Raw genomic sequence first — 26,878 nt, forward strand, 5'->3', positions numbered from 1 at the left:
ATGCCCCTGATCGACTCTTCCCTATTCGTGCTCCTGTTCTGGGCCGTTGCGGCCTATCTGATCGGGTCGGTCCCCTTTGGCATGGTGCTAACCCGCGCGATGAATCTGGGCGATCTGCGCAGCATCGGGTCGGGCAATATCGGTGCCACCAATGTGCTGCGCACAGGTTCCAAAAAAGCGGCGGCGCTGACGTTGATCCTGGATGGGGGAAAAGGGGCCGTTGCAGTGCTGCTGGCACGGCTCTTCGCGGGCGAGGACGCCGCCCAAATTGCCGCATTGGCCGCGATGCTGGGCCATTGCTATCCGGTCTGGCTGGGGTTCAAGGGCGGCAAGGGTGTCGCGACATTCCTTGGTGTGTTGCTGGCCCTTGCATGGCCCGTCGGCCTCGCCTGCTGTCTGGCGTGGCTGATCGCCATGGCCGTCACCCGCACCTCGTCCATCGGGGGGCTGGCATCCGCCGCGGCATCGACCTTTTTCATGATCTTCCTGGGCTACGGCAGCGCGTTATTTCTGGGCATCCTGCTGACCCTGCTGGTGTTCTGGCGCCACCGCGAGAACATCAAACGCATCCGCGCGGGCACCGAGCCCAAGATCGGCGCCAAGAAAGACTGACCCTGTGACGGCTACCGTAGACGCGCGCTTTTTGGACGCGTTCCACGCGCTGCCCGACGGCACGCACACCGGCAGATATCAAACCCGCCGCTATGTTTGGTCAAAAAGCACCTTTAATTCAGGTAAAAGCTGGAAACTGGTTGCCGAGGAATTGGGCGGCTCGGACTATATCAGCCTGAACCTCTATGCGCTGGCCAGCGGAGCACGTCTTTATCCCTGCGAAATGCCCGCGGCCAAGGTCATCGCCTTTGTCCGCGGGCTGATCATCGAGGATCAGTAAGAATAATCGGCGTAGATCCGGCTGAGGTCGCCCTTCCACTTACCGTCATAATCCTCCAGCAGTTCGTCCGCGGGGACCTTGCCGGTCTCGATGCTTTCCTTCAGCGCGTTCAGGAAATGCGTTTCGTCCGGGACCATCCCTCCGGCACCGCTGCGCGCCCGTGCTTTCAGCCCTTGTTCGGACAGGGCCACGGCCTCGCGCGCGATGTCATGCATGCGCACGCCGCCCACCTTGGCCTGCAACCCGTCGACAGAGGCCGCGACCCGCAGCGCTTGACGTGTTTCCGCGTCCCAGTCTTTAACCAGATCCCACGCACCATCCAGCGCCTGTTGGTCATAGGTCAACCCGACCCAGAACGCGGGCAAGGCACACAGACGACGCCACGGCCCGCCATCAGCACCGCGCATTTCGATGAATTTCTTGATCCGCGCCTCGGGGAAGGCGGTGGTCAGGTGGTCCGCCCAATCGCTCAGCGTCGGAATTTCCCCGGGCAGCGCAGGCAGCTTGCCTTTCAGGAAGTCGCGGAAAGACTGCCCCAGGGCATCGATATACTTCCCATCGCGGTAGACAAAATACATCGGCACATCGAGCGCATATTCCACCCAACGCTCAAAGCCCATGCCGTCTTCAAACACCCAGGGCAACATGCCCGTACGCGCCGCATCCAGATCACGCCACACGCGGCTGCGCCATGATTTATGGCCGTTAGGCTTGCCTTCGAAAAACGGCGAATTCGCAAACAGCGCCGTCGCGACAGGTTGCAAGGCCAGCGCCACGCGCAGCTTTTGCACCATGTCCGCCTCGGACCCGAAATCAAGGTTCACCTGCACCGTGCAGGTCCGACGCATCATGACCCGACCCATCGTGCCGACCTTGGTCATATATTCGTTCATCAGCTTGTACCGGCCCTTGGGCATCAGATCCATCTGGTCGTGGGACCATTCTGGTGCCGCGCCCAAGCCAATGAACCCCGCGCCGATCCGGTCCGCCACATCGCGCACTTCGCGCAGATGGGTGTTCACCTCGTCGCAGGTCTCGTGGATGGTTTCGACGGGCGCGCCCGACAGCTCCAACTGACCGCCCGGCTCGAGCGAGATATTGGCCCCGTCCTTGACCAACCCGATCAGCTTGCCGCCCTCTTCCACAGGATCCCAGCCGTGGCCGTCGCGCAGCCCTTCCAACATGGCGCGGATCGAACAATCGCCCTCATAGGGCAAGGGCAGCAGCGTCTCTTTGTTGTAGCCGAATTTCTCGTGCTCGGTGCCGATGCGCCAATCTTCCTTGGGCTTGCACCCGTCCGCGAGATAGTTGACCAGCTGGTCGTAACTTTCGATCGGGCCGCCGCCGGATTGAGGGATAGACATGTGGGGTGGCTCCGAGTTCAATTTCTGTGGTCTAAGGGATGGTGCGATTTCGACGGGGTGTCAATGCAACAGGGTCGAGGCCGGCCGCATCGAACGCCGCTCCCAAATCACGACGGACAGGGTCTTGTCATCGGCCAATTCGGCCAACATTCTTTCGGTACGCAGCCCCGGAAGTGCGGCAAAAGCGTCAAAAAGCGCGTCCGCCCCCGCGGCATCCACGGGGATCATCACGGGATTTTGTCCAGGCTGTTCCAGTTTCCAATGCGCCGGATAGGCCCCGCGCTCAAGGCTCAGACGCTCCATCTCGCGTAGGGCGATGACGCCGCCGGTCAGGGGACCGAAATAGGCGATCTGCCCCTCATCCACCTGCACCGCTCCGGCCCCGAGGCCGGTCTTGCGAAACCGCACGCGCTGCCCGCCGATCCAGACAAAGATCACCCCCGCAAGGATCAGCGCATAGCCCGGTATCGCCAACAGCAACCCCGGCCCCGCCACCAGCCAAAGCCCGATCAAAGCGACCGCGATTCCGCCCAGAACCTCGCGCCAACGCCACAGTTCAGCCTTCGCCTCAGGTCGCAGAAAACTCATCGTGCTCTCCTACTGCAGGCTTCATTTTGCCAGATAAACTCCACGGGGGCGTGGGGGTGTGAAACCCCCACTCCGACGCGCGTGCCGGAAACCGCACTCACGCCCAATCTCCCAATGTCTTTTGCCAAAGGGTCATAGCCGCCACTGCTGCCGTATCCGCCCGCAAGATGCGCGGCCCCAAGGCGACGGGGCGCGACCAGTCCAACCCGCGCAAGCGCGCGCGTTCACTGTCGGAAAACCCACCCTCTGGTCCAATCAGGATGGCCCAAGGACCAGGCCGCGCAGACGCGAGCCCCTCTTCCTCGCCCGCCAGCGCCTCGTCGCAGAACATCAAGGACCGCTCGGGCTCCCAACGATCGATCAGACGGTCCAGCCGGACCATATCGGCCACCTCTGGTACGAAAGTCCCGCCGCATTGCTCCGCTGCCTCGACCGCGTGGGCTTGCAGACGATCGCGCTGCACGCGGCCGGCGTTGGTAAATTCACTTTGCACCGGCACAATGCGCCGCGCCCCCATTTCGGCAGCTTTCTCGACGATGAAATCCGTGCGCGCCTTTTTGATCGGCGCGAAGATCAGCCACAGGTCGGGCGGCATGTGCAGCGGTTTGGTCTGTTCGGCACAGGCCAGCACGCCGCCGCGTTTACCCGCCTCGGCGACCTCGGCGCGCCATTCGCCATCAATGCCGTTAAACAAAAGAACCGACGCGCCAACCGATTGGCGCATCACGCCAAAGAGATAATGCGCCTGCGCCTTATCCAAAGGAACGGATTGCCCCTGCCCCAACGGATGATCTACATAAAGTCTGATTTTCGCGTTCATGGGCACAGATATATGTACGACACCTCGCCGACACCAGATGGGAATGATGCGACACGCGTGGTCGATGCCCCTGCGGACAATTGGGTGGACCGTTTTGCGCCGCGTTTCACCCGCCCCTACCTGCGGCTTAGCCGCGCCGACCGCCCTATTGGCACCTGGCTTTTGCTGCTGCCCTGCTGGTGGGGGCTGACGCTGGCGATGCTGTTTGGCCAGCAACCGCGCTGGTTTGACCTGTGGATTTTCATCGGCTGCGGTGCCGGTGCCTGGCTGATGCGCGGCGCGGGGTGCACGTGGAACGACATCACCGACCGGCATATCGATGGCAAGGTCGCCCGCACGCGGTCACGCCCCATCCCCTCGGGTCAGGTCAGCGTCAAAGGTGCGCTGGCATGGATGATCGCCCAGATGCTGATCGCGCTTGGCATTTTGCTGACCTTCAACGGGGCTGCCATCGCCCTTGGTGTACTGGCCCTGCTGCCCGTCGCCGTTTACCCTTTTGCCAAACGTTTCACGTGGTGGCCGCAGGTTTTCCTTGGCATCGCATTTAACTGGGGCGCGCTGCTGGCCTGGACCGCCCATACCGGCAGCCTCGGCGCGCCTGCGGTGGTGCTCTATGCTGCGGGCATCGCGTGGACGCTGTTCTATGACACGATCTATGCCCATCAGGACAAGGAAGATGACGCCCTGATCGGAGTCAAATCCACAGCCCGCCTGTTCGGAGACAATACCGGCCATTGGCTGCGGCGCTTCCTGATCGCCACCGTGGGCCTGATGGGGCTGGCGGTGATCTTTGCCCTGCGCGATTCCGCATCCTTTCTGGCGATGGTCATCGCCCTTGGCGGGCCCTGGGCAATGGGGTGGCATATGGCGTGGCAGTTGCGTGGTATCGACATCAACGACAATGACAAGCTTTTGCGCCTGTTTCGTGTGAACCGCGATACCGGCATGATCCCGCTGGTGTTTTTTGCCGCAGCCCTGCTGGCGTGATTGCACCCCTGTCCCCTCGGGCGTATCAAAGGCTCCAACGTTAACGGTTTCAGAAACGAGCTTATGCGCCTATCTGCACTCCTGATCATCGCGATGACCTTTACCGCCGCTGCGACCGTGTCATTGGTGGCCGCGAACTTTTCGGTAACCCTGATCGAGGAAAACTCCGAGATCGGCGTGCGTGATGCGCTTGATGCAAAAGAAATGACATGGGCCGAAGTGCAGGCAGACGGGCTGCAGGTCACCCTGTCGGGCACCGCGCCGGACGAAGTCGCGCGGTTCAATGCGCTAAGCACCGCAGGCACCATCGTCGATGCTGCCCGCGTGATTGACCAGATGGATGTGACCGCGCAGGCCGCAATCGCCGCGCCGAAGTTCTCGGTCGAGATTTTGCGCAATGATTCCGGCGTTTCGATCATCGGGCTGATTCCCACGACCACCGACCGCGATGCGGCCATCGACCGTTTCCAATCCATCGCCGGTCAAGATCATGTCGCCGACCTACTGGAATCAGCGAATTACCCTGCCCCCGACGGATGGGAAGACGCCTTTGGTTTCGCCATTTCCGCGATGGAGAAACTGCCCCGTGCCAAAGTCTCTGCCGAAGCGGGGCGTGTGGCGATCACGGCCATTTCCGACAGCGCAGAAGCCAAGGCACGGCTGGAAAACCAGCTGAAACGTGCGGCCCCTCCCGGGCTGGTGGTGACACTGGAGATCGCCGCACCGCGCCCGGTGATCACGCCCTTCACCCTGCGCTTCCAGATCGAGGAAGACAGCACCGGCTTTGACGCCTGCAGCGCGGATACCGAACAGGCCAGCGCCCGGATACTCAAGGCGGCCGTTGCGGCTGGCGCACCGGGGTCGGCACGCTGCACGGTGGGTCTTGGCGTGCCAAGCCCGCGGTGGTCGGAAGCCGTGGAGAAAGCCATCGGCGCGCTGTCCAAGATCGGTGGCGGCTCCGTCAGCTTTGCCGATGCCGATATCAGCCTGATCGCCGCCGAAGGCACCGAACGCGCCGTCTTTGACCGCGTCGTCGGAGAGCTGGAAAACGCCCTGCCTGACGTCTTTGCTTTGAATGCCCGCCTGCCCCAAACCGTCGACCCCGAGGCCGGCCCGCCCGAATTCGTCGCCACGCTCTCGCCCGAAGGTCAGGTACAACTGCGCGGCCGTCTGACAGACGACGCGCTGCGCGAATTGGCCGATAGCTACGCCAAGGCGAGCTTTGGCTCGGACAAGGTCTATACCGCCGCGCGGATTGTCGATGATCTGCCCGCCGATTGGCCGACGCGCGTGTTGTCGGCGCTCGACGCGCTGTCCAAGCTCGCCAACGGCACGGTCATCGTGACCCCCGATAGCGTCAGCGTCGCGGGCAACACCGGTAACCCCGATGCCAGCACGCAGATCGCAACCTTGTTGGCAGGCAAACTGGGCGAAGGCAAAGACTATGAGGTCAAAGTCGCCTATCAAGAAAAGCTCGACCCCGTTCTGGGCCTGCCCACCCCGCAGGAATGCGAAGCCGAGATCGGCAAAGTTGTGGCCAAGGGCAAGATCAACTTCGAACCCGGCAGCGCCACCATTGACGCCTCGGCGCTCGGTACGATGGATCAAATTGCCGAAATCCTGCAAGACTGCCGCGACATAGCACTTGAGGTACAGGGATATACCGACAGCCAGGGCCGCGAGGAAATGAACCTCGCGCTCAGCCAGTCGCGGGCCCAATCGGTGCTGAACGAACTGCGCGCCCGCCGCGTAATCACCGGCTCCTTCGTGGCCAAGGGCTATGGCGAAGAATCGCCCGTTGCCTCCAACGACACCGAAGAAGGCCGCGAGGCGAACCGCCGGATCGAATTTAAGCTGATCAATGAAGGCACGTCGGAAGATTCTGACGAAACAGCGCTGGAAAATGGCGCGGATACAGGCGATACAGACACACCATCCGACCAGACCCAAGAAGGCAACTAACATGAGCAGAACCGAATTTGTCATCGCGACAGCGATTATCCTATTCGTCGCCTTCTGCCTTGGATGGTTTGCCAACTGGCTGCTGCACCGCTTTACCCGCGTGGCGGCCGACGATGTCGCCCAGCTTGACCGGATGAGCCAGGAATTGCACGAAGCCGAAGAAACCCGCGATCAGGCGATCACCTATCTGCAACAGCGCGAGGCAGAGCTGACGAACCAGCTCAACCAGACCGAGGCAGAGCTGCGCGCGGCGATGGACGGGTTGCGCGATGCACGCCACGAAGCGGAAGAAATGCGCGCCTATATCGATCGTCAACAGGCCAGCTGAAAGACCGCGGTGCCGCTTACCACCGGGCCAGCGCGTCTTCGTCTTCTGCCTTTGATGCAACCCAATCCGCCCCTTTGGCAGTGATCTCACGCTTCCAGAAGGGTGCGCGCGACTTCAGGTAATCCATCAGGAATTCAGCCGCTTCAAACGCATCCTTGCGGTGGCGCGCAGCGGTGGCGACCATCATGATCATCTCGCCCGGCAGCAGTCGGCCGAAGCGGTGAATGACCAGCGCATCCCCCAGAGAAAACCGCACAATCGCGGTTTCGGCCATCTCGGTCAGGGCAGATTCGGTCATGCCGGGGTAGTGTTCAATCTCCATCGCCTGCAACGGATCATCGGGCAAATCGCGCACGATGCCGGTGAAGGTCACGATGGCTCCCATATCCCGATGACCGGCAGCAAAATCCTGGCTTTCCTGCCCCAGATCAAAACCCGCTTCCTGAACCGAGATCTTCATCTCAACCCCCTGTCATCGGCGGGAAAAACGCCACTTCGCGCACCCCTTCCAAAGAGGCATCGAAATCGGCAAGTTCCTGATCCACGGCGACACGCAGGCCGGACAGATCGGAAAAGGCGACCGCATAGCGCTCTTCGCGCGCGCGCAGTTCCTCTACAAGATCCAGAACAGTGCGCGCCGACGTCTCGACCTTCTCACGAGGAAGCCCGATACGTTCGCGAACCCATGCAAAATACAAGATATTCATTAGCGTGGCTCCACCAGATGGGGCATGGATTTGCGCAGATAATCATAGCCGGTGATCGCCGTCAGCGCCGCCGCAATCCAAAGCAGCACCAACCCGATCCGGCCGGCCCAGATCATCCCGTGGAACTTCCAGGTGAGCCCTAGAACGTCCTCTTCCTCACCCGAGAGTATGGCACCGACCAGGGCGTTATCCATGCCGAAAATCGACATGCCAAAGTAGTGTTCAAACAGCCCCTGCCCGAACAGCACAGCAATCGCGACCATCTGCGCGGTTGTCTTCCACTTGGCCAGCGCCGTGACCTTCAAAGTGCCAGACACATCCCCCAGAAACTCCCGCAGGCCCGAAACAAAGACTTCGCGAAACAGGATCACGGTGGCAGGGAGCACCAGCCACGGCGACCAGCTTGAAAACGCGACGATCACCATCAGCGCAATCACCACCATGGCCTTGTCAGCAATCGGGTCCAGCATGGTTCCCAGCTTGGTTTCCTGCCCCCATGCGCGCGCAAGATAGCCGTCAAACCAATCGGTGACCGCGGCGGCGATGAACAGGAACATCGCCAAAGCGTCCGCATAGGGACGCGTAAAATACAAGAACATCACAGCCACACCCGGGGCCGCGACAAGACGCAAGAGCGTCAGGATATTGGGGATATTCCACTTCATAGCGTCACCCTACAGTGGCAAGACGACAGGGGAAAGTGCCAAGACATCGCCTTCATTTTGCAAAATAAACTCCCCGCGGAGCGTCCTGCCCCCACCACGTGCCCAAAGGCTGAAATTTTGGGCTATCCGCGTTCATGGAAAAACGCATAAATCCGTTCGGCCAAAGCAACCGACACGCCGTCGACCGCCTTCAAGTCGCTCAAGTTCGCGCGACCAACGGCCTTGGCTGACCCGAAATGGGCCAACAGCGCGCGCTTGCGGGCGGCACCGACGCCGGGCACGTCATCAAGGGGCGTCGCCCCCACGGCCTTGGCACGTTTGGCGCGGTGGGTGCCGATGGCGAAACGGTGGGCTTCGTCGCGCAAACGCTGGATGAAATACAAAACCGGATCATTATGCCGCAAGGCCATCGGGCGCTTGCCGACGCGGTAAAACTCCTCTTTGCCCGCATCACGATCCACACCTTTGGCCACACCGACCATCGGAATATCCTCGACCCCGTATTCGCGCATGATGGATGCCACAGCACTCACCTGCCCTGCACCACCGTCGATCAACAGCAGGTCGGGCCACATGCCAAGCTTGCGGTCCGGGTCTTCCTTGAGCAATCGTTTGAAACGACGGGTCAGCACCTCTTTCATCATGCCAAAGTCATCCCCCGGCGTCAGGTCATCGCCGCGAATGTTGAACTTGCGGTACTGATTTTTCATCATCCCGTCGGGGCCGGCGACAATCATACCGCCAACCGCGTTCGTCCCCTGGATGTGGGAGTTATCGTAGACCTCGATCCGTTGCGGCGGCGCAGGCAGATCAAAGGCATCCGCGATACCTTTAAGAAGGTTCGTCTGGGTCGCTGTCTCTGCCAGTTTACGCGCCAAAGATTCGCGCGCGTTGCGCAGCGCCCCATCGACCAGCTCTGCTTTTTCGCCACGTTTGGGGACCACGATGTCAACTTTACGCCCCAGCTTGCCCGACAGCGCCTCGACCATCAGATCGGGGCTTTCGATGTCGTTCGACAGGATCAGCTGACGCGGTGGTTCGCGGGTGTCATAGAACTGGCCGATAAAGGCCTCCAGCACCTCGGCGGCGTCCACATCGGGGCCCACACGGGGGTAGTAGTCGCGGTTCCCCCAGTTCTGGTTGGCGCGGATAAAGAAGACCTGCACGCAAGCCTGCCCCTGATCCAGGTGCAGCGCGATAATATCCGCTTCCGCAACGCCTTGCGGGTTGATCCCCTGTGCCGTTTGCACCTGCGTCAGCGCCTTGATCCGGTCGCGCAGGGCGGCGGCGCGTTCAAACTCCATCGCCTCTGACGCCTCGGCCATCTCGGTCGCCAGCCTGCCCTGAATATCGGTCGACTTACCGTTGAGAAATTTCTCCGCGTCCTGCACCGTCTTGCGATATTCCTCGGGCGAGATCTTACCCACACAGGGGGCAGAGCACCGCTTGATCTGATGCTGCAAACAGGGGCGCGAGCGGCTTTCGAACATCGCGTCAGAGCAATCGCGCAGCAGGAACACCCGTTGCAGCTGGTTCAGCGTACGGTTCACCGCACCGGCGCTGGCGAAGGGCCCGTAGTAATTGCCCTTTTCCTTTTTGGCCCCACGGTGCTTTTTGATCTGCGGATAATCATGCGTGGCCGTGACCAAAATATTGGGAAAGCTCTTGTCATCGCGCAGCAGCACGTTGAATTTCGGCTTAAGCTGTTTGATCAGGTTCTGTTCAAGCAGCAACGCCTCGGTCTCTGTCTTCGTGGTCAGAAACATCATCGACGCGGTGTTTGATATCATCCGCGCGATCCGGCCCGAATGACCCGTCGGCCGCGCGTAGTTGCTCACCCGCGCCCGCAGATTCCGCGCCTTGCCCACGTAAAGGACACGGCTTTCCGAATCGAGCATCCGGTACACGCCAGGAGAGCCATCAATCGTTTTCAGGTACGATTGAATCACCTCATGGCCGGTTTTCGGTTTTTCGTTAGCGTCTGACATTGATTCGAGCGTTCGGACCTTTTGGCTGCAACAGTGTTAGCGGTAGGACAAGATTAAACATACCCACGACTCTTGTGGATAACCTTGCAGATAACTTTCAAACAGCGCGGATTTTCCCATGTATTAATGGGGCTTCCGGTGTTTGCCTAATTTTTAGGCATATGTGCAAGCCATTGATTTTAGACGTTATTTTTATTAACACTTTCCAACCCACTGAAAACACGCCCCTTTTTGTAACGGTTTTGTTACCGATGTGACCGCGGTGCACAACTTGCGTGGAAAGCCTATTCTAGGCCTTGCGCGTCGGGGGTTTTCCAGCCTAGGTGCTGCCCCCCGTCAGTGCAGATCAACTGCCCCGTGACCGACGGCGCATCAAGGAAATAGCCCAATGCAGCAGTAATATCGCGGGGATTCGCCCCGCGTTCGAGAATCACCTTGGACCGCTGCCGCGCAAAGTGTTCGTCGGTCTGCTTGGCCCCCTTCAGGGTCGGCCCCGGACCGATTGCATTGACCCGTATCGCCGGTGCCAGTGCTTGGGAAGATGTCTGGGTCAGCGCCCACAACCCCATTTTGCCGATGGTATATGTCATGAACTCCGGCGTGAGCTTGCGCACACGCTGGTCCAGCATATTGATGATCAGCCCCACGGCAACGGGCTCGTCCTGTGCGTCAGTCTCCGGAGCCAAGCCTTGCGCGGCCATCGCCTGCGTTAGAATGAAAGGTGCCCGCAGGTTGCTGCCGATATGGCGGTTCCAGCTTTCCTCTGTCGCGGTAGAAATGTTGTCGTATTCAAAAATCGACGCGTTGTTCACAAGGCAGGTGATCGGCCCGCCAAGCGCCACTGCCGCGCGTGGCAGCAGATCATGCGTCGCGGTCTCGTCCAGCAGATCGGCTTGCAGGGCGACAGCCTGCCGCCCCTTTGCCTTCAATTCGGACACAACCTCGTCGGCACCGTCGGACGAGCTGTTGTAATGCACCGCAACGTCATACCCGCGATCCCCGAGATATAGCGCCATCGCACGCCCCAAACGGGCTCCGGCTCCGGTTACCAACGCGTGTTTCATACCGCACCTCTTTTAGATCAGAACGGCCGCCATATAGCCCGCATAGACGGCACATAGAACGATGCCCCAGATGCGGTTAATGTCACGCCCCAGATACACAAAGGGGATCAACAGCAGCGACGCCCCCAGCATGACCCACAAATCGAACCGCAGGAATTCCGGATCAACATGGATCGGCCCTACGAGGCTCGCGATACCGATAATGCCCAGCAGGTTGAACAGGTTGGACCCGATCACGTTACCCAAGGCGACATCAGCCTGACGACGCAGCGCTGCCATAACGGTCGTTGCGAGCTCGGGCATCGAGGTTCCGATCGCCACCAACGTCAGCCCGATGACCGTGTCGCTCACCCCGTAGGCGCGCGCGATCATGGACGCATTATCCACCAGCAGCCCCGCCCCGAGGGGCAAACCCACCAACCCGAGCACAAGGAATACCGCAATGCGCCAGCCCGGCATATCGGGATCGGCCCCTTCGGGCTCTTCCAGGTCCGCGGCGGCAGCGTTTTTACATTCGCGGCGATGCTCTTTGCCGTCGCGGTACATGTCGTACAGGACATAGGCCAAGGCCCCCAGCAACACGAAACCCGCCCAGAAATCAAAAACGCCACGATACGCCAGCCCGATGAACAACACCGAAGCCGCAATCATCATGTTGAACGTCTTGCGCGTGCTACACTCTGACGTGTGCATCGTCGCCAGCAAGGCGGGCACCCCGAGCACCAGCAGGATGTTCGCGGTGTTCGACCCCACGACATTGCCCAATGCGATCCCCGGTGAATCGTCCAACACCGCCTTGATCGACACCAGCAATTCGGGCGCAGACGTCCCGAACGCCACAATCGTCAGGCTGACGATCAAAGCGGGCACGCCGAGGCGCAGGGACAGGTTGACCGCCCCCTTAACCAACGCATCCCCGGCCAGCAACAAAATCACCAGCCCCAAAACACTTAGAACCCAAGGCATAATCATCCGCGTTTACCCCCGCATCCGCAGGGAGATTTCCCAATGCGATAGCGTCCACAATTATTACATTTCTTCTGGCTCAGGCGCTTACCGCCCAGCCAGTGCATCTTTCCAAACCATGCGAGCGTGCCCATGGCGACCAGAAACAATAAGACAATCTTAAAGACCATGCGTCAGAGCCCGAACCGCGCATAGGCCGCGCGCTCTTCAATACTGTCGACCGCGTCGCCGATGATCTGCGCACCAAAACGGGACAGCAGCCCCTTTTTGGTGCCGTAGCGGTTGAACTTCACCTTGTCGCCAAAGCGTTGCTTGATCATCGGGCGCAGGTGGCCGATGCCGTCGATCAGCCCCAGCTCGGTGGCGCGTTTCGCCAGCCAGACCTCTCCGGTGAACAGGTCAGAATCAGAGGATAGCTTGCTTCCGCGGCGTGATGTGACGTGATCGATGAAGTTCCCGTGGATATCCTCCAACAGTTGTTTCAAGCGCGCGACATCTTCGGGCTTTTCAGGGCGGAACGGGTCGAGCATGGATTTGGACTGGCCTGCGGTATAAACCCGGCGCTCTACCCCGTGGCGTTGGATAAATTCATCCGCACCAAAAGACGCCGAGATCACACCGATAGACCCCAGAACCGAACTGGGATCGGCATAGATTTCATCCGCAGCCGCGGCCAGCCAATATCCGCCAGAGGCCGCGACATCTTCGACAAAGGCGATGACGGGGATGTTCTTTTCCTCAGCCAGACGCCGGATGCGCGCGCCGATCAACGACGATTGCACCGGGCTACCGCCGGGACTGCTGATTTCCAAAACCACAGCCGCGGGTTTGCCGCGGTTGAATGCCTTGTCGATGGCGGGGCCAATGCCGCTGTCGTTCAGGCCACCACGGGTGCGGCCCCCGATCACGCCAGACAGTCGCACCACGGAAACCGTCGGACGGGAGGCCAAAAAGGGAAGGTATTTTCTCATACCTTCCCATGTAGAGTGCACCATACCTGCAAACAAGGAGGGCACCCGATACTTACTGCCTAATCCGCCAGCCGGTACGGAAAATCCAACCGATCACCGCAAGACACAGCGCCGTAAAGCCCGCGATGGCCAAAAGGCTGGTTACAATCGGCACATCCGCCGATCCGAAGAAGGCCCAGCGGAAGCCCGAGATCAGATACACCACCGGGTTAAAGTGAGAGATCACCTGCCACACCGGCGGCAGCATAGAGATCGAATAGAACGATCCCCCAAGGAAGACCAAGGGCGTCACAATCAACAGCGGCACAAGCTGCAACTGTTCAAAGTTGCCCGCCCAGATCCCGATGATGAAGCCCATCAGCGAAAAGCTGATGCAGGTCAGCACCAGAAAGGCCACCATCCAGATCGGATGCTGAATGGTGATGTCCACAAAGAAGAACGCCGTGAGCAGGATGATCACCCCGATAAACAGTGCCTTGGTCGCCGCAGCCCCGACATAGCCGCAGACAATTTCGATAAAGTTAACCGGCGCGGATAAAAGTTCGAACACGGTGCCGATAAACTTGGGGAAATAGATGCCAAAGGACGCGTTCGAGATCGACTGCGTGATCACGCTCAGCATGATCAGCCCCGGTACAATGAACGCGCCATAGCTGATGCCTTCGACCTCTTGGATGCGGCTGCCGATCGCCGCGCCGAACACCACGAAATACAGCGACGTCGACAACACCGGAGAGATCAGACTCTGCGTGATGGTACGGAAGAAGCGCGCCATTTCAAACGTGTAGATGGATTTGACAGCGATCCAGTTCATGCCGCGTCCTCCTTGACCAGATCGACAAAAATATCCTCAAGACTGCTTTGCGACGTCTCAAGATCAGACAGCACAAGCCCCGCGGCCGCGACATCGGACAAGAGCTTGGTGATGCCCGTCCGCTCTGCCCGCGTGTCATAGGAATAGATCAACGCGTGCCCGTCGTCGGACAGGGTCAGCGCGTCAGAGACAAGACTGTCGGGGATCGCGTCAATCGGTTGGGTCAGCTGCACTACCAACTGCTTTTTCCCCATGCGTGACATCAACGTGTCTTTATCCTCGACCAGCAGCAGCTCGCCGTGGGCGATCACACCGATCCGATCGGCAATCGCCTCGGCTTCCTCGATATAGTGGGTGGTGAGGATGATGGTCACGCCACTGGCTTTCAGATCCGCGACGATGTTCCACATATCGCGGCGCAGCTCTACATCGACGCCGGCGGTGGGTTCGTCCAAGAACAGGACGCGGGGCTCATGCGCCAATGCCTTGGCAATCAAGACACGACGTTTCATCCCGCCCGACAAGGCGCGGATCTGGCTGTCTTTCTTGTCCCACAGCGATAGCTGCCGCAGGATCTTTTCAACTGCCGCATCATCCTTGGGTTTCCCAAACAACCCGCGCGAGAAACGCACAGTGCTGATGACTTTTTCAAAGGGTTCAAGGTTGATCTCTTGCGGTACCAGCCCGATCATCGACCGCGCACCACGGTAGTCGTCTACCGTGTCGAAACCGCCCACAGTGACGCTACCGCCTGTGCCGGTCGTGATCCCGCAAATGGTTGAAATAAGTGTTGTTTTCCCTGCGCCATTAGGGCCAAGCAGGGCAAGGATTTCGCCCTCTCGGATGTTCAGCGACACGCCTTTCAGCGCCTCGAACCCATCTGCATAGGCCTTGCGCAGGTCGGTGATCTTTACGATGTCAGGCATGGGCGTCTCCGGTGTTGTTGGCCGGAAACTAGACTGATTATCCCAAAGTGAACAGGCCCTACCCGTCAGCTTTTGCTGCGGCCGAACCAGCCCTTTTTCTCGGCTGGTGCATCCGCTGCCTCTGCCGCTTCCGTCGGCGCATCTTCGGCTGGGCCCTCAAGCGTTTCTTGCAGGTTGTTAAAGAACTGGTCCGCCATCTTTTTGGCGAACCCGTCGATGATCCGGCTGCCAAGCTGTGCAAGCTTGCCGCCGACCTTGGCCTCGACGTCATAGGAAAGCTCGGTCCCGCCATCGACAGCAGCCAGCGTCACGTCCGCCTCGCCCTTGGCAAAGCCCGCGGCACCGCCTTTGCCTTCGCCGCTGATCTTGATCGACTGGTCGGGCACCATATCGGTCATGGTGACCTGCCCCTTGAACGTGGCTTTGACGGGGCCGACCTTCTGCACCACGGTCGCCTCGAACCCTTCTTCCGGCGATCCGGTCACCTCGGTCGCGCCGGGGACGCATTTGATCAGCATGTCAGGGTCCAGCAGCGCGGCATATACCTCTGCCGGGCTGGCTGCGATCTGGCGGGTCTCTGACATTTTCATGGGGGCTCTCCGTTGATGGCTTTGCGACAACCTAGCGCACATCAATTGGCAACGCCAAGGTCAAACGCGCGGGTCCGACTATTGCGATAGGGCCGCAAAAGATATCAACAGTCGCCAAATCGCCAATAAAACGCAGACCCTAGCTCACCCGTACGATAACCTTACCCGTCGCCTTGCGCGTGCGCAGCAGGTCCAGCGCTTCGTTCGCTTGATCCAGCGGCAGTACGTGGCTCACATGGGGTTTCAGCTTGCCCGCGCTATACCAGTCAATCAGCACCTTGAAGCTGTCTGTCAGCACCTGCGGCTTGAAATTCTTGTAGCCGCCCCAGAAAAAACCCAGCACGTCGATGTTCTTGACCAGCAGGATATTGGCAGGGATCTGCGGCACCTCGCCCGAGGCAAACCCAAGCGGCAGGATGCGGGCCTCGGGGTTGCAGGCCCGCAGCGCCGCCTTGAACTGGTCGCCGCCGATCGGGTCATAGACCACATCTGCCCCGCCCAAGGATTTCACCACCTCGCGGATGTCATCGGTTTCTGAATCGATCAGATGGTCGGCCCCGGCAGCGCGGCAAATCTCTAGCTTGGCCGCACCACGGGCGCAGGCGATGACCTCTGCCCCCATGAGCTTGCCCAGCTCCACCGCGGTCAGCCCGACCCCGCCTGATGCCCCCAGCACCAGCAGACGTTCCCCCGGTTGCAGCCGCGCCTTGTAGTCCAGCGCCACATGACTGGTGCCATAGGCCACAAGAAAGGCCGCGGCATCCTCGGCCGGCATATCGTCGGGGATCGGCACGCAGACATTGGCGGGAATGGCGGCATATTCGGCCAGCCCCAGCAGGCCGCTATAGGCTGCGATACGTTGACCAACGGCCAGATCGGTCACGCCCTCCCCCACGGCGGCGACGCTGCCCGAAAGCTCCATCCCCAGCGTAAAGGGCAGATCTGGCTTTTGCTGATAGGTCCCCTTGATCATCAGCAGGTCACCAAAGTTCAACCCGCAGGCATCGACCCTGATCAACACTTCGCCAGCGGCGGGGACGGGCATTTCCAGCTCTTGTTCGGACAGGGGCTGGTCATAGGCGGTGACTTGCATGGCGCGCATCGGGGGATCCTCTTGCTATTTCACGCAAAAGGGCCAGAGCATTGGCGGCTTTGCAACCCCCTTGCCCCGACCCTTGTGAAATTACCCAACGGCAAATGCCTGGCCCCGCCATGCCCCCCTCAGGGCATGATCATCAATCGGATCCCATAGGCCACCAGCCCAAGCGCCGCGACGCTCAGCACCCAGATCAGGACAAACCACCCGGTGCGTGTCATCCAGTTGCGTCGCATCAGTGGTAACCCTCTTCGGGGTCGATCTTCCCGCGGAACACCCAATAGGTATAGATCGTGTAAGACAGGATCATCGGCAGCAGGACCAAGGTGCCGACCAAGGCGAACTTGAGACTGCTGTCTGGTGCCGCGGCCTCGACGATGGTCAGCGAGGAAGGCACGATATAGGGGTAGAAGCTGATCCCGATCCCGATAAAGCCCAGCACGAACAGCGCCAGCGCGCAGAGGAACGGCGTCACATCCCAATGACGTTGCAGCCCGTGGAACAGCCCATAGACGGCTGCGGCCACCAAGGCAGGCACCAGAAAGCTGAAGATCGCGGTCGGAAAGGCGAACCAGCGGCCAAAGAAAGCGTCGTTCAGGAAGGGCGTCCAAAGGCTGACGAGCCCCATGAACACCAGTGTTGCGATGGCGAAAGGCCAGGCCAGCCTCCGCATATGCGCCTGAATACGGCCCTCGAGCTTCATGTTCAGCCAGGTCGCGCCCAGCATCGCATAGCCGACGGTCACCGCGAAACCGGTCAGGACAGAGAAGGGCGTCAGCCAGTCCCACCAGCCGCCGGCATAGGCGCGGTTCTCGATTTCGATCCCCTGCACCAGCGCGCCAAGCGCGATCCCCTGACACATGGAGGCCACCAGCGAGCCCCCGAAGAACGAGATATCCCACAGATGTTTGCCCCGCACCGTGCGCCAGCGGTATTCAAAAGCGACGCCACGAAAGACCAACCCCAACAGCATCAGAATGATCGGCATATAAAGCGCGGGCATCACCGTGGCATAGGCCAACGGGAAAACGGCGAATAAACCGCCGCCGCCCAGAACCAGCCACGTTTCATTGCCGTCCCAGATCGGCGCGACAGAGTTCATCATCACATCGCGTTCGCCCTCGTCCTTGGACAGCGGGAACAACAGCCCGACCCCAAGGTCGAACCCGTCGAGGATGACATAGATCAGCACCGCAAGCGCGATGATGCCGGCCCAGATAAACGAAAGCTCTAATCCAAACATCTGCTGTCTCCTACTCTGACGCTGCTATGTCTTGGGTCTTGTCCTGCGCCACCGGAGTCGTCCCCGCCGCCCGCACCGGCCCGTCGGTAATCTCTCCTTGCGCGCCCACATGGGGGCGTTTGCGCATCAGCCCGAGGATATAGAACACCCCCGCCCCGAAGACGAAGAAATAGACCACGATGAAAGAGATCAACGATGCACCAACCGCAGGCGCGCTGACTGGCGCAAGGCTGTCACTGGTGCGCAGCAGCCCGTAGACGGTAAAGGGCTGACGCCCGACCTCGGTCGTGATCCAACCGGCCAACACCGCGACAAAGCCCATCGGCCCCATGACGATCGCCGCCCGATGCAACCAGCGCGAGCTGTGCAGCGTCCCGCGCCAGCGCGCGATCCCGCCCCAAAGGCCAAAGCCCAGCATGGCAAAACCAAGCCCCACCATCACACGGAACGAGAAAAAGACGATGGCAACCGGCGGCTCGTCCTCGTCAGGGATCGTGTCCAGCCCGTCCAGCGGCGCGTTCAGGTCATGCTTGAGGATCAGCGACGACAGTTTCGGCACCTCGATGGCGTAATCGACCCGTTTTTCTGCCTGATTGGGGATGCCGAACAGGATCAGCGGCGCGCCGTCGGGGTGGCTGTCGAAATGCCCCTCCATCGCCATGACCTTGGCGGGCTGATGCTCTAGCGTGTTGATGCCGTGGAAATCCCCTGCCGCGATCTGCAAGGGGGTGACCAGCAGCAGCATCCACATCGCCATAGAGAACATGCGCCGCGACGCAGGCCCCTGATTGTCCTTCAGCAAATGCCACGCACCCACAGCGCCCACAACCAGCGCCGTCGTCAGATAAGCCGCCAGCACCATATGCAGCAAGCGGTAGGGGAACGACGGGTTGAAGACGATCTTCCACCAATCCAGCGGAATAAACTGCCCCACATCGTTAAAGCCATAGCCCGCAGGGGTCTGCATCCAGCTGTTCACCGACAGGATCCAAGTGGCCGAAAGCAACGTGCCAAAAGCCACCATCGCTGTGGCAAACATATGCAGCCCCGGCCCGACCCGTTTCAGACCAAACAGCATGATGCCCAGAAAGCCGGCCTCTAGGAAGAAGGCCGACAGCACCTCATAGGCCATCAGCGGCCCGACCACCGGCCCCGCCTTGTCAGAGAAGACCGACCAGTTGGTGCCGAATTGATAGGACATCACAATGCCCGACACGACGCCCATGCCAAAGGCCACGGCAAAGATCTTTTTCCAGTAGTCGAAAAGCACCCTGTAGGTTTCGTCCTTGGTCCATAGCCAAAGCGCATTCACCACCGCCAGAAAGCTGGCCAACCCGATCGAGAACGCCGGAAAAATAATGTGAAACGAAACGGTAAAGGCGAATTGGACCCGTGCCAGAACCTCGGCGGAAAACCCATCAAGCATGTCGTACCTCGTAGTGAATGGCCAAAAACAACGGGTTTCGGCCCTTACACCCTAGATAGCGCTGCACCCCCCATAAGTCACATGCTCAAATCGCCGCAGAAGACGGGCGTGCTATAGGGTGATCCGCACAAGAAGCCCCGGCGCGTTGTCCAGCAGCGCGATCTGCCCGCCGTGCAGCTTTACCACCCCCTCCACAAGGCTGAGCCCCAGCCCGTTGCCCGGCGTGTGGCGGCTGGCATCCAATCGATACAAGCGGCGCAGCACTTTGTCGCGCGCATCTTCGGGGATGCCGGGGCCATTGTCGGCCACCTCGATCACAGGCCGCCCCTGCGTGCGGGAAAGCGTCAGGGTGATCTCGCTCCCCTCGGGCGTGTGGCGCATGGCGTTCTCCAGCAGGTTCGACATCATCTGCCCCAACAGGTTCTTGTCGCCCGAGACGGTGATTTGCGCGTCGGGCACGACACTGTGCAACCGCTGCTGCTTGGCCGCGGCGGCGGGCTCGTACACTTCGGTGAGGGTCTCGCAAAGCTGGTTCAGATCGACAGATGTGAAATGCGTCTTGGGCGACCCTGCCTCGACCGAAGCGATCTGTAGCAGCGATTGAAAGACCGAAGCGATGCCCGCGACCTCCTCCTGCGCTTTGGCCAGCAAGATGCCTTCGTCCGTGTCTTCGGGCAGGCTGCGCGCCAGATCGTCCAGATGCACCGCGACGCGCTGGATCGGCGTCTTGAGGTCATGGGCAATGTCCGACGATACCTGCCGCAGCATCTGGGTTTGCGCCTCTTGTGCACCTGCCATCTGGTTCACCTTGCTGCCGATCCGTTGCAGATCATCCGCCCACCCCGGCGACACGGTCACCCGCGCGGCAAGATCGCCGGTCGTCAGGTCATCCAGCGTGCGCCCGATGACATCCACATGCCGCTTGCTGCGCCGCGCCAGATAAAGCCCGCCCGACAAGGCGACCAGCACCGTGGGCAGCAGGCTGATCAGCAGGATATTCAGGAACACCGTGCGCAGCCCTTCGATCTGTGCGCGGCTGCGGGCGACGGTCAACTGCCCGCCATAAAGCGGCGTTGTCAGCGACAGGTAGACCCCGTCATATTCGGCCCGTCCCTCGGCCAGCGACACGATATGATAGCCTTCGTCATCCCGCGCGATGGCCCCGTTGCCATAGATGCGCCCCGACGGGGTGATATAGCTAAGCACAACGCGGCTGGGATCGGCGTCGCGCGATTCAGCGTCCACCAGCAGGGCCACGGCGCGGGCATTGGGGGCCGCGCGAAAGCCCGCGATATCCTGTTCAAGATCCGCACGGATCGCGGTTTCAAATGAATTCTGCGTCACCGCATAGCTGGCCGCCAACCCCATCAGGCTGACGGTCGAGAAGAGCAAGACCAGCAGCAGCGCCAACCGCACCGGCATGGACCGCCAAAGCTGCGCCAGACGCGCGGTCATCCGTCGATCCGGTAGCCGGCACCGCGCACGGTCTGGATCAGCTCGCGGTCAAAGGGTTTGTCCACCTTGGCCCGCAAACGGCTGATGTGGGTTTCGACAACGTTGGTCATCGGGTCAAAGCTGATGTCCCAGACCGCCTCAAGCAACATGGTCCGGGTCTGCACCCTGCCCTTGCGACGCAGCAGATGTTCCAGCAGGGCAAATTCACGAGGCAGCAGGTCGATCTCCTGTCCGGCGCGGGTCACCTTGCGGGTGATCAGCTGCATTTCAAGATCGCCTGCACGCAGCACGGTTTCCTGCTCCATCGCTTGGGGGCGCCGTGCGAGAGCGGTGACACGCGCCGAAAGCTCGCCAAAGGCGAAAGGTTTGACAAGATAGTCGTCGCCGCCTGCATTCAATCCGCTGATACGGTCATCAACGCTGCCCATGGCGGTCAGAAACAGCACCGGCGTCAGGTTACCCGCGCCACGCAAGGTCTTGACCAGGGTCAGCCCGTCGATCTCTGGCAGCATCCGGTCGACGATCAGCACGTCGTAAGCACCCGAGGTCGCCTGTATCAGCCCCTCGCGCCCTTCGGCGACAAGATCAACGGTATGCCCTTCTTCGCGCAACCCCCGCGCGATATAGGTTCCGGTGGTTGCATCATCTTCGACGACAAGCAGTTTCATATACAATGGTCCATTGAGGCTTTGATCCTTCGATACCTGATATAGGGCGTGCTGCCACCTGCGAGAGACAAGTTTACACATTTGTATAGCCCGCAAAAACCCGCTGTTAGAAAGGGCTGCCATTTGGGTGTCATCCCTGAAGACGAAGGAACCACGCATGACATCTCTTTTCTCCTCCCCCCGCCGCGCAGCACCCTTTGTGCTCGCAGCGGCCCTCGCCTCTACCTCGGCCATGACGCTTGCCCCGTCGGCGGCTCTGGCGGTGCCCGCCGGCGGCTATGCCGATCTGGTCGAACAAATCTCACCCGCTGTTGTCTTCATCGAGGTAACCGGCACGGCAGAGCAGGCCAGCGCGCAGGTGCAACTGCCCGAAGGCATGCCAGAGGAACTGCGCAAACGTTTTGAACAACTGATGCCGCAAGGACCGGCTGGCGCACAGCCGATGCACGGGCTTGGATCGGGCTTTATCGTGTCCAAGGACGGAATGATCGTAACGAACAACCACGTTGTCACCGGTGCCGACACGGTCAAGGTCAAGCTGGCCGATGGCCGCAGCTTTGACGCCAAGGTGGTCGGCAGCGATGTGCTGACAGATATTGCCGTGCTCAAGGTCGAAGCGGATGTGGACCTTCCAGCGGTGAAATTCGGGTCTTCCGATGACATGCGCGTCGGCGACGAGGTGGTCGCCATGGGCAACCCCTTTGGTCTGGGTGGCACGGTCACCACCGGCATCATCTCGGCCAAGTCGCGCAATATCAACGCAGGCCCCTATGATGACTTTATCCAGACCGATGCGGCGATCAACCGTGGCAACTCCGGTGGGCCGCTGTTCAATAACGCGGGCGAGGTGATCGGCGTGAACACCGCGATCCTGTCGCCTGATGGCGGCTCTGTCGGGATCGGCTTTTCCGTACCATCCGATCTGGTGCAGGACATCGTGGCCGACCTGTCCGACGACGGGGAAATCACCCGCGGCTGGCTTGGCGTACAAATCCGCCCGATGACGGCAGAGGTCGCGCAAGTGCTGGGGCTGGACGCGCCGAAAGGGGCAGTGATCGAAGCCATCGGCGATGACAGCCCCGCCAAGAAAGCGGGTCTTGAGAAAGGTGATATCATCCTGTCGTTCAACGACACAGAGATCAAGGAACTGCGCGACCTGACCCGCGCTGTGGCCGAAACCGATCCGGAAGCCAAAGCCGAGGTCATGGTCCTGCACAAGGGCAAAGAGGTCACGCGGACGGTCACCATCGGCACATTGGCCGATCAAAAAGCGTAAGCGTCTTCCAGCGGGCTTACCTCGTTCCCTGCTGGATTTGCCCGACCGCGTTCCCCAACGCGGCGGGCCCCACCGCCCGTCCGCCCGGGTGCGGCAGACCACCTCCGACGCAGACCGTCGGGGGTGGTTTTCTTTTGGGCCCTCTGCGGAAGTTTAGATTGTCGCCTCGAACAGCTTGCGCAGGTTTTCCGTGGTCAATGTCACAGGGTTGCCACCGCAAGACGGATCTTCAAGCGCCATCGCGACGAGATCGTCGATCCGGTCTGCGCTCACGCCCATGTCCGACAGTTTGCGCGGAATACCGAAGCTGTCGTTGAACTCCTGCACGAAGGCACGGAAGCCGTCATAGCCGCCGTCGATCCCCAGATACCCTGCCGCGCGGTCAAAGCGTTCGCGGATTTCAGGCTCGTTCAGATCCAGCACCGCGGGCATGCAGACCGCGTTGGTGGTGCCGTGGTGCGTGTTGAACACCGCGCCGATCGGGTGGCTCATCGCGTGGATCGCGCCCAGACCTTTCTGGAACGCCGTCGCCCCCATCGCCGCCGCCGACATCAGCTGCGCGCGCGCTTCGATGTCGTTGCCGTCTGCATAGGCGCGCGGCAGATAGTCGATGACCAGCCGCATGCCCTCCAGCGCGATACCCTGCGACATGGGGTGGTAATGCGGGCTGCTGAACGCCTCGACGCAATGGGCAAAGGCATCAAGGCCGGTGCCTGCCGTGATATGTTTGGGCATCCCCACCGTCAGCTCGGGATCGCAGATCACGATGCTGGGCAGCACTTTGGGGTGGAAAATGATCTTTTTCACATGGGTTTCAGAGTTGGTCAGCACCGACGCGCGCCCCACTTCGGACCCGGTACCGGCGGTTGTCGGCACGGCGATGATCGGCGCGATGGCATCGGCATCGGCGCGGGTCCACCAATCGCCCACATCTTCGTAATCCCACACAGGCCGCGACTGTCCCGCCATGAAGGCGACCATCTTGCCCAGATCGAGGCCAGAGCCACCGCCAAAGGCGATCACACCATCGTGCCCGCCCTCGCGGTAGACTTTCAGCCCCGCCTCGAGGTTCAGTTCGGTCGGGTTCGCGTCCACTTCCGAGAACATCGCGCGGCCAAAGCCCGCGCCGTCCAGCAGGTCCAGCGTGCGGGTCGTGATCTCCATCGAGGCAAGGCCCTTATCCGTCACCAGCAAGGGGTTTTTCATCCCCGTGGCCACGCAGGCCTCTCCGATTTCAGAAATACGGCCCGCGCCAAAGCGGATGGCGGTGGGGTAGGACCAGTTGTTTTGCAGTGCCATAAGGATCAAGCCTTTTTCAGGTGGTAAGATTTGGGGCGCGTTAGCGCCTGATAGCCAAGCTCGGACAGGCCCGCGCCCTGCCCTGTGTCCTTGCAGCCGGTCCAGCACAGGGCCGGATCAAGGTAATCGCAGCGGTTCATGAATACGGTGCCGGTTTCCAGCTGCGCGCCGATGGCATCGGCGGCATCCGCATCCTTGGTAAAGATCGCGGCGGTCAGGCCGAACTGGCAGTCGTTCATCAGCGCAATCGCTTCCGCGTCGTCCTTGACGGGCATGATGCCCACGACCGGGCCAAAGCTTTCGTCGCGCATCACGCGCATGTCGTGGGTGACGTTGGTCAGGATCTGCGGCGTGAGATACGCGCCGCCGTCATCCGCCTCGAAGGTATCGATCAGCGCGGTCGCACCGGCGGCGACGGCCTCGGAAATCTGGGCGCGGACCTCGGCGGCGAAACGAACGTTCGCCATGGGGCCGATATCGGTATCCGCCTCAAGCGGGTTGCCAAGCTTGAGCGCATTGACCCAAGCCACAGCTTTTTCGACAAAGGCATCATACAGGCTTTCGTGCACATAAATCCGTTCGATCCCGCAGCAGCACTGCCCCGCGTTGAACATCGCCCCATCCATCAGCCCGTCAACGGCGGCGTCAACATCCGCGTCGGCGCGCACATAGCCGGGGTCTTTGCCCCCCAGTTCGGTCGCGACGGGGGTGAAGGTGCCTGCGGCTGCAATCTCCATCGCCTTGCCGCCCCCGACCGAGCCGGTGAAGTTCACGAAGCCGAACTGCCGTTCAGCGATCAGTGCCGAGGTGGTGTCGTGATCAAGAAAAACGTTCTGGAAGGCATCGTCGGGGATGCCTGCGGCGTGGAAAGCTTCGGCCAGACGTTCACCCACTTGCAGGGTTTGGGTGGCGTGTTTCAGCACCACGGTATTTCCCGCAATCAGCGCTGGCGCGACCGTGTTGATCGCCGTCATATAGGGATAGTTCCACGGGGCCACGACCAGCACAACGCCGCGCGCCTCGCGGGTGATCTTGCGGGTGGCCTTGTCGCTGTCTTCGACGATTGTGGGGGCCAGCGCCTTTTCGGCGATGTCGGCCATGTGGTTGCCTCGCTCGGCAAAGCCGTTGAATTCGCCACCATAGCGCACGGGACGGCCCATCTGGTGCGCCAGCTCCTGCGCCATACGATCGGTGGTTTTGCCCACCTCGGCAATGGCACTGCGCACCAGTTGGACACGTTCGGACAAGGGGCGCGCGGCCCATGCGCCTTGTGCTGCCTTGGCGCGGGCGCAGACATCGCGTGCCGCCTCCAGCGACAGGACCGGGCGTTCAAGGTAAACCGATCCGTCAATCGGTGAGGTACATTTCAAAGTGTTTGTCATGGCTTATGCTCGCTCAAATCCGCGGTTGATTTCCCAGTCGGTCACGACCTTGTCGTATTCCTCCTGCTCCCATTCGGCTGCGCGGGTGTAGTGGTCAACCACGTCGTCGCCAAGGGCCTCGCGCAGCATGGCAGAGTTGCGCAGCGTTTGGGTCGCGGCACGCAGGGTGCGGGGGATTTCGGTGACGTTGGCGTCTTCGTAGACATCGCCCATCGTCGGCTCTTGCAGTGGCAGCTTTTCCTCGATCCCCTTGAGGCCCGCCGCCAGCAACACAGCCTGCGCCAGATAGGGGTTCAGGTCAGACCCGCCAATGCGACATTCAACGCGAATACCCTTGGTGCCATCGCCACACAGCCGGAAGCCCGCGGTGCGGTTATCGACAGACCAGACGGTTTTCGTAGGCGCAAAGGTGCCTTTGGCAAAGCGTTTGTAGCTATTGATATAGGGCGCGAAGAAATAGGTGATATCAGGGGCATAGGCGATCAGGCCGGCCATGAAATGCTGCATCATCTGCGACATCCCCAGCTTGGCGTCCTTGTCATAGAATGCAGGCGTGCCGTCTTTCCACAGCGACATATGCACGTGGCTGGACGACCCCACCTTATCCGCCGACCACTTGGGCAGGAAAGAGGCCGAGAACCCCTGCTGATAGGCGATCTCTTTCACCGCTTGTTTCGAAATCGTGTGGTGATCGGCACAGGCCAGCGCATCGGCATAGCGGATGTTAAGCTCTTGCTGGCCGACCTCGGCCTCGCCCTTGGTGCATTCGACCGGAATTCCCGCCCCCACGAGATGGTTGCGCAGTGGCTGGAGGAAGCTTTCCTCTTTCGTGGTCTGGAACAGGCAGTAGTCTTCGTTGTGGCCGTTCAGGGGCACGAGGTTGGCGTATTTTTCTTTCTGCAAGGTGCGGTAGTCGCCCTCGAACAGAAAGAACTCAAGCTCGGTCGCCATCATCGCGTCAAAACCAAGCGCATCCAGTCGGGCGATCTGCTTTTTCAGCATGGCGCGCGGCGAATGGGAGACAGGTTCGTGGGTGTGGTGATCCAGCACATCGCCAAGCACCAGCACGGTTTTATCCAGCCACGGCACATGGCGCATGGTCGACAGATCAGGCCGCAGCACATAGTCGCCATAGCCGGTTTCCCAGCTGGTCGAGGCAAAGCCCTCGGGCGTGGACATTACCAGATCGGTTGCCAGCAGATAGTTGCAGCAATGCGTCTCCGCGTGGGAATGATCGATGAAATTCGTGACGTGAAAACGCTTGCCCATCAGGCGGCCCTGCATGTCCACCAGTGCCACCAGCACCGTGTCCACCTCGCCTTTGGCGGCCAGGTCCTTGAGCGTGTCGAAAGTAAGGTTGCCCATCTGCAAACGTCCCTTTTGATGTGAGGGGGCGGCACA

28 protein-coding genes are annotated in these 26,878 nt (G+C 60.7%); 6 read left to right on the plus strand and 22 right to left on the minus strand.

Annotated elements, in window-relative coordinates:
* A complete protein-coding gene (gene plsY, locus EE36_RS03895; RefSeq protein WP_005849669.1) occupies positions 1 to 612 on the plus strand; it encodes a glycerol-3-phosphate 1-O-acyltransferase PlsY in 612 nt (203 codons plus the stop codon).
* 4 nt (positions 613 to 616) lie between these two features.
* Entirely contained in the window at positions 617 to 892 is a 276-nt protein-coding gene (locus EE36_RS03900; protein WP_005849671.1) for a hypothetical protein, read from the plus strand.
* Here EE36_RS03900 and EE36_RS03905 read toward each other — a convergent pair.
* The 3 genes from EE36_RS03905 to EE36_RS03915 form a co-directional block, all read right to left on the minus strand.
* Positions 886 to 2,256, minus strand: a complete 1,371-nt coding sequence (locus EE36_RS03905) for a glutamate--cysteine ligase (RefSeq protein ID WP_005849673.1) — start codon at positions 2,254 to 2,256, stop codon at positions 886 to 888. The genes EE36_RS03900 and EE36_RS03905 overlap by 7 nt on opposite strands.
* A 60-nt stretch (positions 2,257 to 2,316) precedes the next feature.
* On the minus strand, positions 2,317 to 2,844 hold the full coding sequence (locus EE36_RS03910) for a hypothetical protein (RefSeq protein ID WP_005849675.1): 528 nt from the start codon (positions 2,842 to 2,844) through the stop codon (positions 2,317 to 2,319).
* Positions 2,845 to 2,941: 97 nt separating this feature from the next.
* Positions 2,942 to 3,664, minus strand: a complete 723-nt coding sequence (locus EE36_RS03915) for a 16S rRNA (uracil(1498)-N(3))-methyltransferase (protein WP_039911511.1) — start codon at positions 3,662 to 3,664, stop codon at positions 2,942 to 2,944.
* 12 nt (positions 3,665 to 3,676) lie between these two features.
* Here EE36_RS03915 and ubiA point away from each other — a divergent pair, with 12 nt between their 5' ends.
* From ubiA to EE36_RS03930, 3 genes are all read left to right on the plus strand, one after another.
* A complete protein-coding gene (gene ubiA, locus EE36_RS03920) occupies positions 3,677 to 4,651 on the plus strand; it encodes a 4-hydroxybenzoate octaprenyltransferase (RefSeq protein WP_039911513.1) in 975 nt (324 codons plus the stop codon).
* Positions 4,652 to 4,714: 63 nt separating this feature from the next.
* The gene (locus tag EE36_RS03925) at positions 4,715 to 6,613 is read left to right on the plus strand and encodes an OmpA family protein (protein WP_005849687.1); all 1,899 of its coding nucleotides are present in this window, start codon (positions 4,715 to 4,717) and stop codon (positions 6,611 to 6,613) included.
* Position 6,614: 1 nt separating this feature from the next.
* Positions 6,615 to 6,941 carry a hypothetical protein gene (locus EE36_RS03930; RefSeq protein WP_005849689.1) on the plus strand — a complete coding sequence of 109 codons (327 nt, stop codon included), beginning with the start codon at positions 6,615 to 6,617 and terminating at the stop codon, positions 6,939 to 6,941.
* A 16-nt stretch (positions 6,942 to 6,957) separates the two neighbouring features.
* Here the strand turns inward: EE36_RS03930 and EE36_RS03935 are convergent, their stop codons facing one another.
* The 16 genes from EE36_RS03935 to EE36_RS04005 form a co-directional block, all read right to left on the minus strand.
* On the minus strand, positions 6,958 to 7,401 hold the full coding sequence (locus EE36_RS03935; protein ID WP_005849690.1) for a molybdenum cofactor biosynthesis protein MoaE: 444 nt from the start codon (positions 7,399 to 7,401) through the stop codon (positions 6,958 to 6,960).
* Position 7,402: 1 nt separating this feature from the next.
* On the minus strand, positions 7,403 to 7,648 hold the full coding sequence (gene moaD, locus EE36_RS03940; protein ID WP_005849691.1) for a molybdopterin converting factor subunit 1: 246 nt from the start codon (positions 7,646 to 7,648) through the stop codon (positions 7,403 to 7,405).
* Complete coding sequence (gene pgsA / locus EE36_RS03945) at positions 7,648 to 8,313, minus strand: CDP-diacylglycerol--glycerol-3-phosphate 3-phosphatidyltransferase (RefSeq protein ID WP_005849692.1); 666 nt, start codon at positions 8,311 to 8,313, stop codon at positions 7,648 to 7,650. Before pgsA ends, moaD begins: the two co-directional genes overlap by 1 nt.
* A 122-nt stretch (positions 8,314 to 8,435) precedes the next feature.
* Positions 8,436 to 10,301 (minus strand): excinuclease ABC subunit UvrC, encoded by a 1,866-nt coding sequence (gene uvrC, locus EE36_RS03950; RefSeq protein WP_005849694.1) that lies wholly within the window; start codon positions 10,299 to 10,301, stop codon positions 8,436 to 8,438.
* Between the two features lie 284 nt (positions 10,302 to 10,585).
* Complete coding sequence (locus EE36_RS03955; RefSeq protein ID WP_005849695.1) at positions 10,586 to 11,365, minus strand: SDR family oxidoreductase; 780 nt, start codon at positions 11,363 to 11,365, stop codon at positions 10,586 to 10,588.
* A 12-nt stretch (positions 11,366 to 11,377) separates the two neighbouring features.
* Positions 11,378 to 12,331, minus strand: a complete 954-nt coding sequence (locus tag EE36_RS03960; protein ID WP_005849697.1) for a calcium/sodium antiporter — start codon at positions 12,329 to 12,331, stop codon at positions 11,378 to 11,380.
* Positions 12,332 to 12,504: 173 nt separating this feature from the next.
* A complete protein-coding gene (locus tag EE36_RS03965; protein ID WP_039911517.1) occupies positions 12,505 to 13,302 on the minus strand; it encodes a S49 family peptidase in 798 nt (265 codons plus the stop codon).
* Positions 13,303 to 13,354: 52 nt separating this feature from the next.
* Entirely contained in the window at positions 13,355 to 14,116 is a 762-nt protein-coding gene (locus EE36_RS03970) for an ABC transporter permease (RefSeq protein ID WP_005849702.1), read from the minus strand.
* On the minus strand, positions 14,113 to 15,042 hold the full coding sequence (locus tag EE36_RS03975) for an ABC transporter ATP-binding protein (RefSeq protein ID WP_005849703.1): 930 nt from the start codon (positions 15,040 to 15,042) through the stop codon (positions 14,113 to 14,115). Before EE36_RS03975 ends, EE36_RS03970 begins: the two co-directional genes overlap by 4 nt.
* Before the next feature lie 65 nt (positions 15,043 to 15,107).
* Entirely contained in the window at positions 15,108 to 15,632 is a 525-nt protein-coding gene (locus EE36_RS03980; RefSeq protein WP_005849705.1) for a CoxG family protein, read from the minus strand.
* 139 nt (positions 15,633 to 15,771) lie between these two features.
* Complete coding sequence (locus EE36_RS03985; RefSeq protein WP_005849707.1) at positions 15,772 to 16,734, minus strand: NADPH:quinone oxidoreductase family protein; 963 nt, start codon at positions 16,732 to 16,734, stop codon at positions 15,772 to 15,774.
* A 119-nt stretch (positions 16,735 to 16,853) separates the two neighbouring features.
* Positions 16,854 to 16,964, minus strand: a complete 111-nt coding sequence (locus EE36_RS17275) for a DUF2474 family protein (RefSeq protein WP_005849709.1) — start codon at positions 16,962 to 16,964, stop codon at positions 16,854 to 16,856.
* Entirely contained in the window at positions 16,964 to 17,971 is a 1,008-nt protein-coding gene (gene cydB, locus EE36_RS03990; RefSeq protein WP_005849712.1) for a cytochrome d ubiquinol oxidase subunit II, read from the minus strand. The genes EE36_RS17275 and cydB overlap by 1 nt, the downstream gene beginning before the upstream one ends.
* A 10-nt stretch (positions 17,972 to 17,981) precedes the next feature.
* Positions 17,982 to 19,397, minus strand: coding sequence for a cytochrome ubiquinol oxidase subunit I (locus EE36_RS03995; RefSeq protein WP_005849714.1), 1,416 nt, complete (start codon positions 19,395 to 19,397; stop codon positions 17,982 to 17,984).
* Positions 19,398 to 19,508: 111 nt separating this feature from the next.
* A complete protein-coding gene (locus tag EE36_RS04000) occupies positions 19,509 to 20,852 on the minus strand; it encodes a HAMP domain-containing sensor histidine kinase (protein WP_005849716.1) in 1,344 nt (447 codons plus the stop codon).
* Positions 20,849 to 21,520, minus strand: coding sequence for a response regulator transcription factor (locus EE36_RS04005; protein ID WP_005849717.1), 672 nt, complete (start codon positions 21,518 to 21,520; stop codon positions 20,849 to 20,851). The genes EE36_RS04000 and EE36_RS04005 overlap by 4 nt, the downstream gene beginning before the upstream one ends.
* A gap of 157 nt (positions 21,521 to 21,677) precedes the next feature.
* On the opposite strand from EE36_RS04005, the gene EE36_RS04010 reads away from it, so the two are divergent.
* Positions 21,678 to 22,796: a Do family serine endopeptidase gene (locus tag EE36_RS04010; protein ID WP_005849719.1), complete on the plus strand. Its 1,119-nt coding sequence runs from the start codon at positions 21,678 to 21,680 to the stop codon at positions 22,794 to 22,796.
* Between the two features lie 153 nt (positions 22,797 to 22,949).
* On the opposite strand, the gene EE36_RS04015 is transcribed toward EE36_RS04010, so the two are convergent.
* From EE36_RS04015 to EE36_RS04025, 3 genes are read right to left on the minus strand one after another with little or no spacing between them, the layout of a single operon-like run.
* Entirely contained in the window at positions 22,950 to 24,095 is a 1,146-nt protein-coding gene (locus EE36_RS04015; RefSeq protein ID WP_005849721.1) for an iron-containing alcohol dehydrogenase, read from the minus strand.
* A gap of 5 nt (positions 24,096 to 24,100) precedes the next feature.
* Positions 24,101 to 25,477, minus strand: coding sequence for an aldehyde dehydrogenase family protein (locus EE36_RS04020; protein WP_005849723.1), 1,377 nt, complete (start codon positions 25,475 to 25,477; stop codon positions 24,101 to 24,103).
* 3 nt (positions 25,478 to 25,480) lie between these two features.
* The gene (locus tag EE36_RS04025) at positions 25,481 to 26,842 is read right to left on the minus strand and encodes a glutamine synthetase family protein (RefSeq protein ID WP_005849725.1); all 1,362 of its coding nucleotides are present in this window, start codon (positions 26,840 to 26,842) and stop codon (positions 25,481 to 25,483) included.
* Positions 26,843 to 26,878 lie beyond the last annotated feature (36 nt).

The sequence above is a fragment of the Sulfitobacter sp. EE-36 genome (assembly GCF_000152605.1).
GTDB lineage: Bacteria > Pseudomonadota > Alphaproteobacteria > Rhodobacterales > Rhodobacteraceae > Sulfitobacter > Sulfitobacter pontiacus.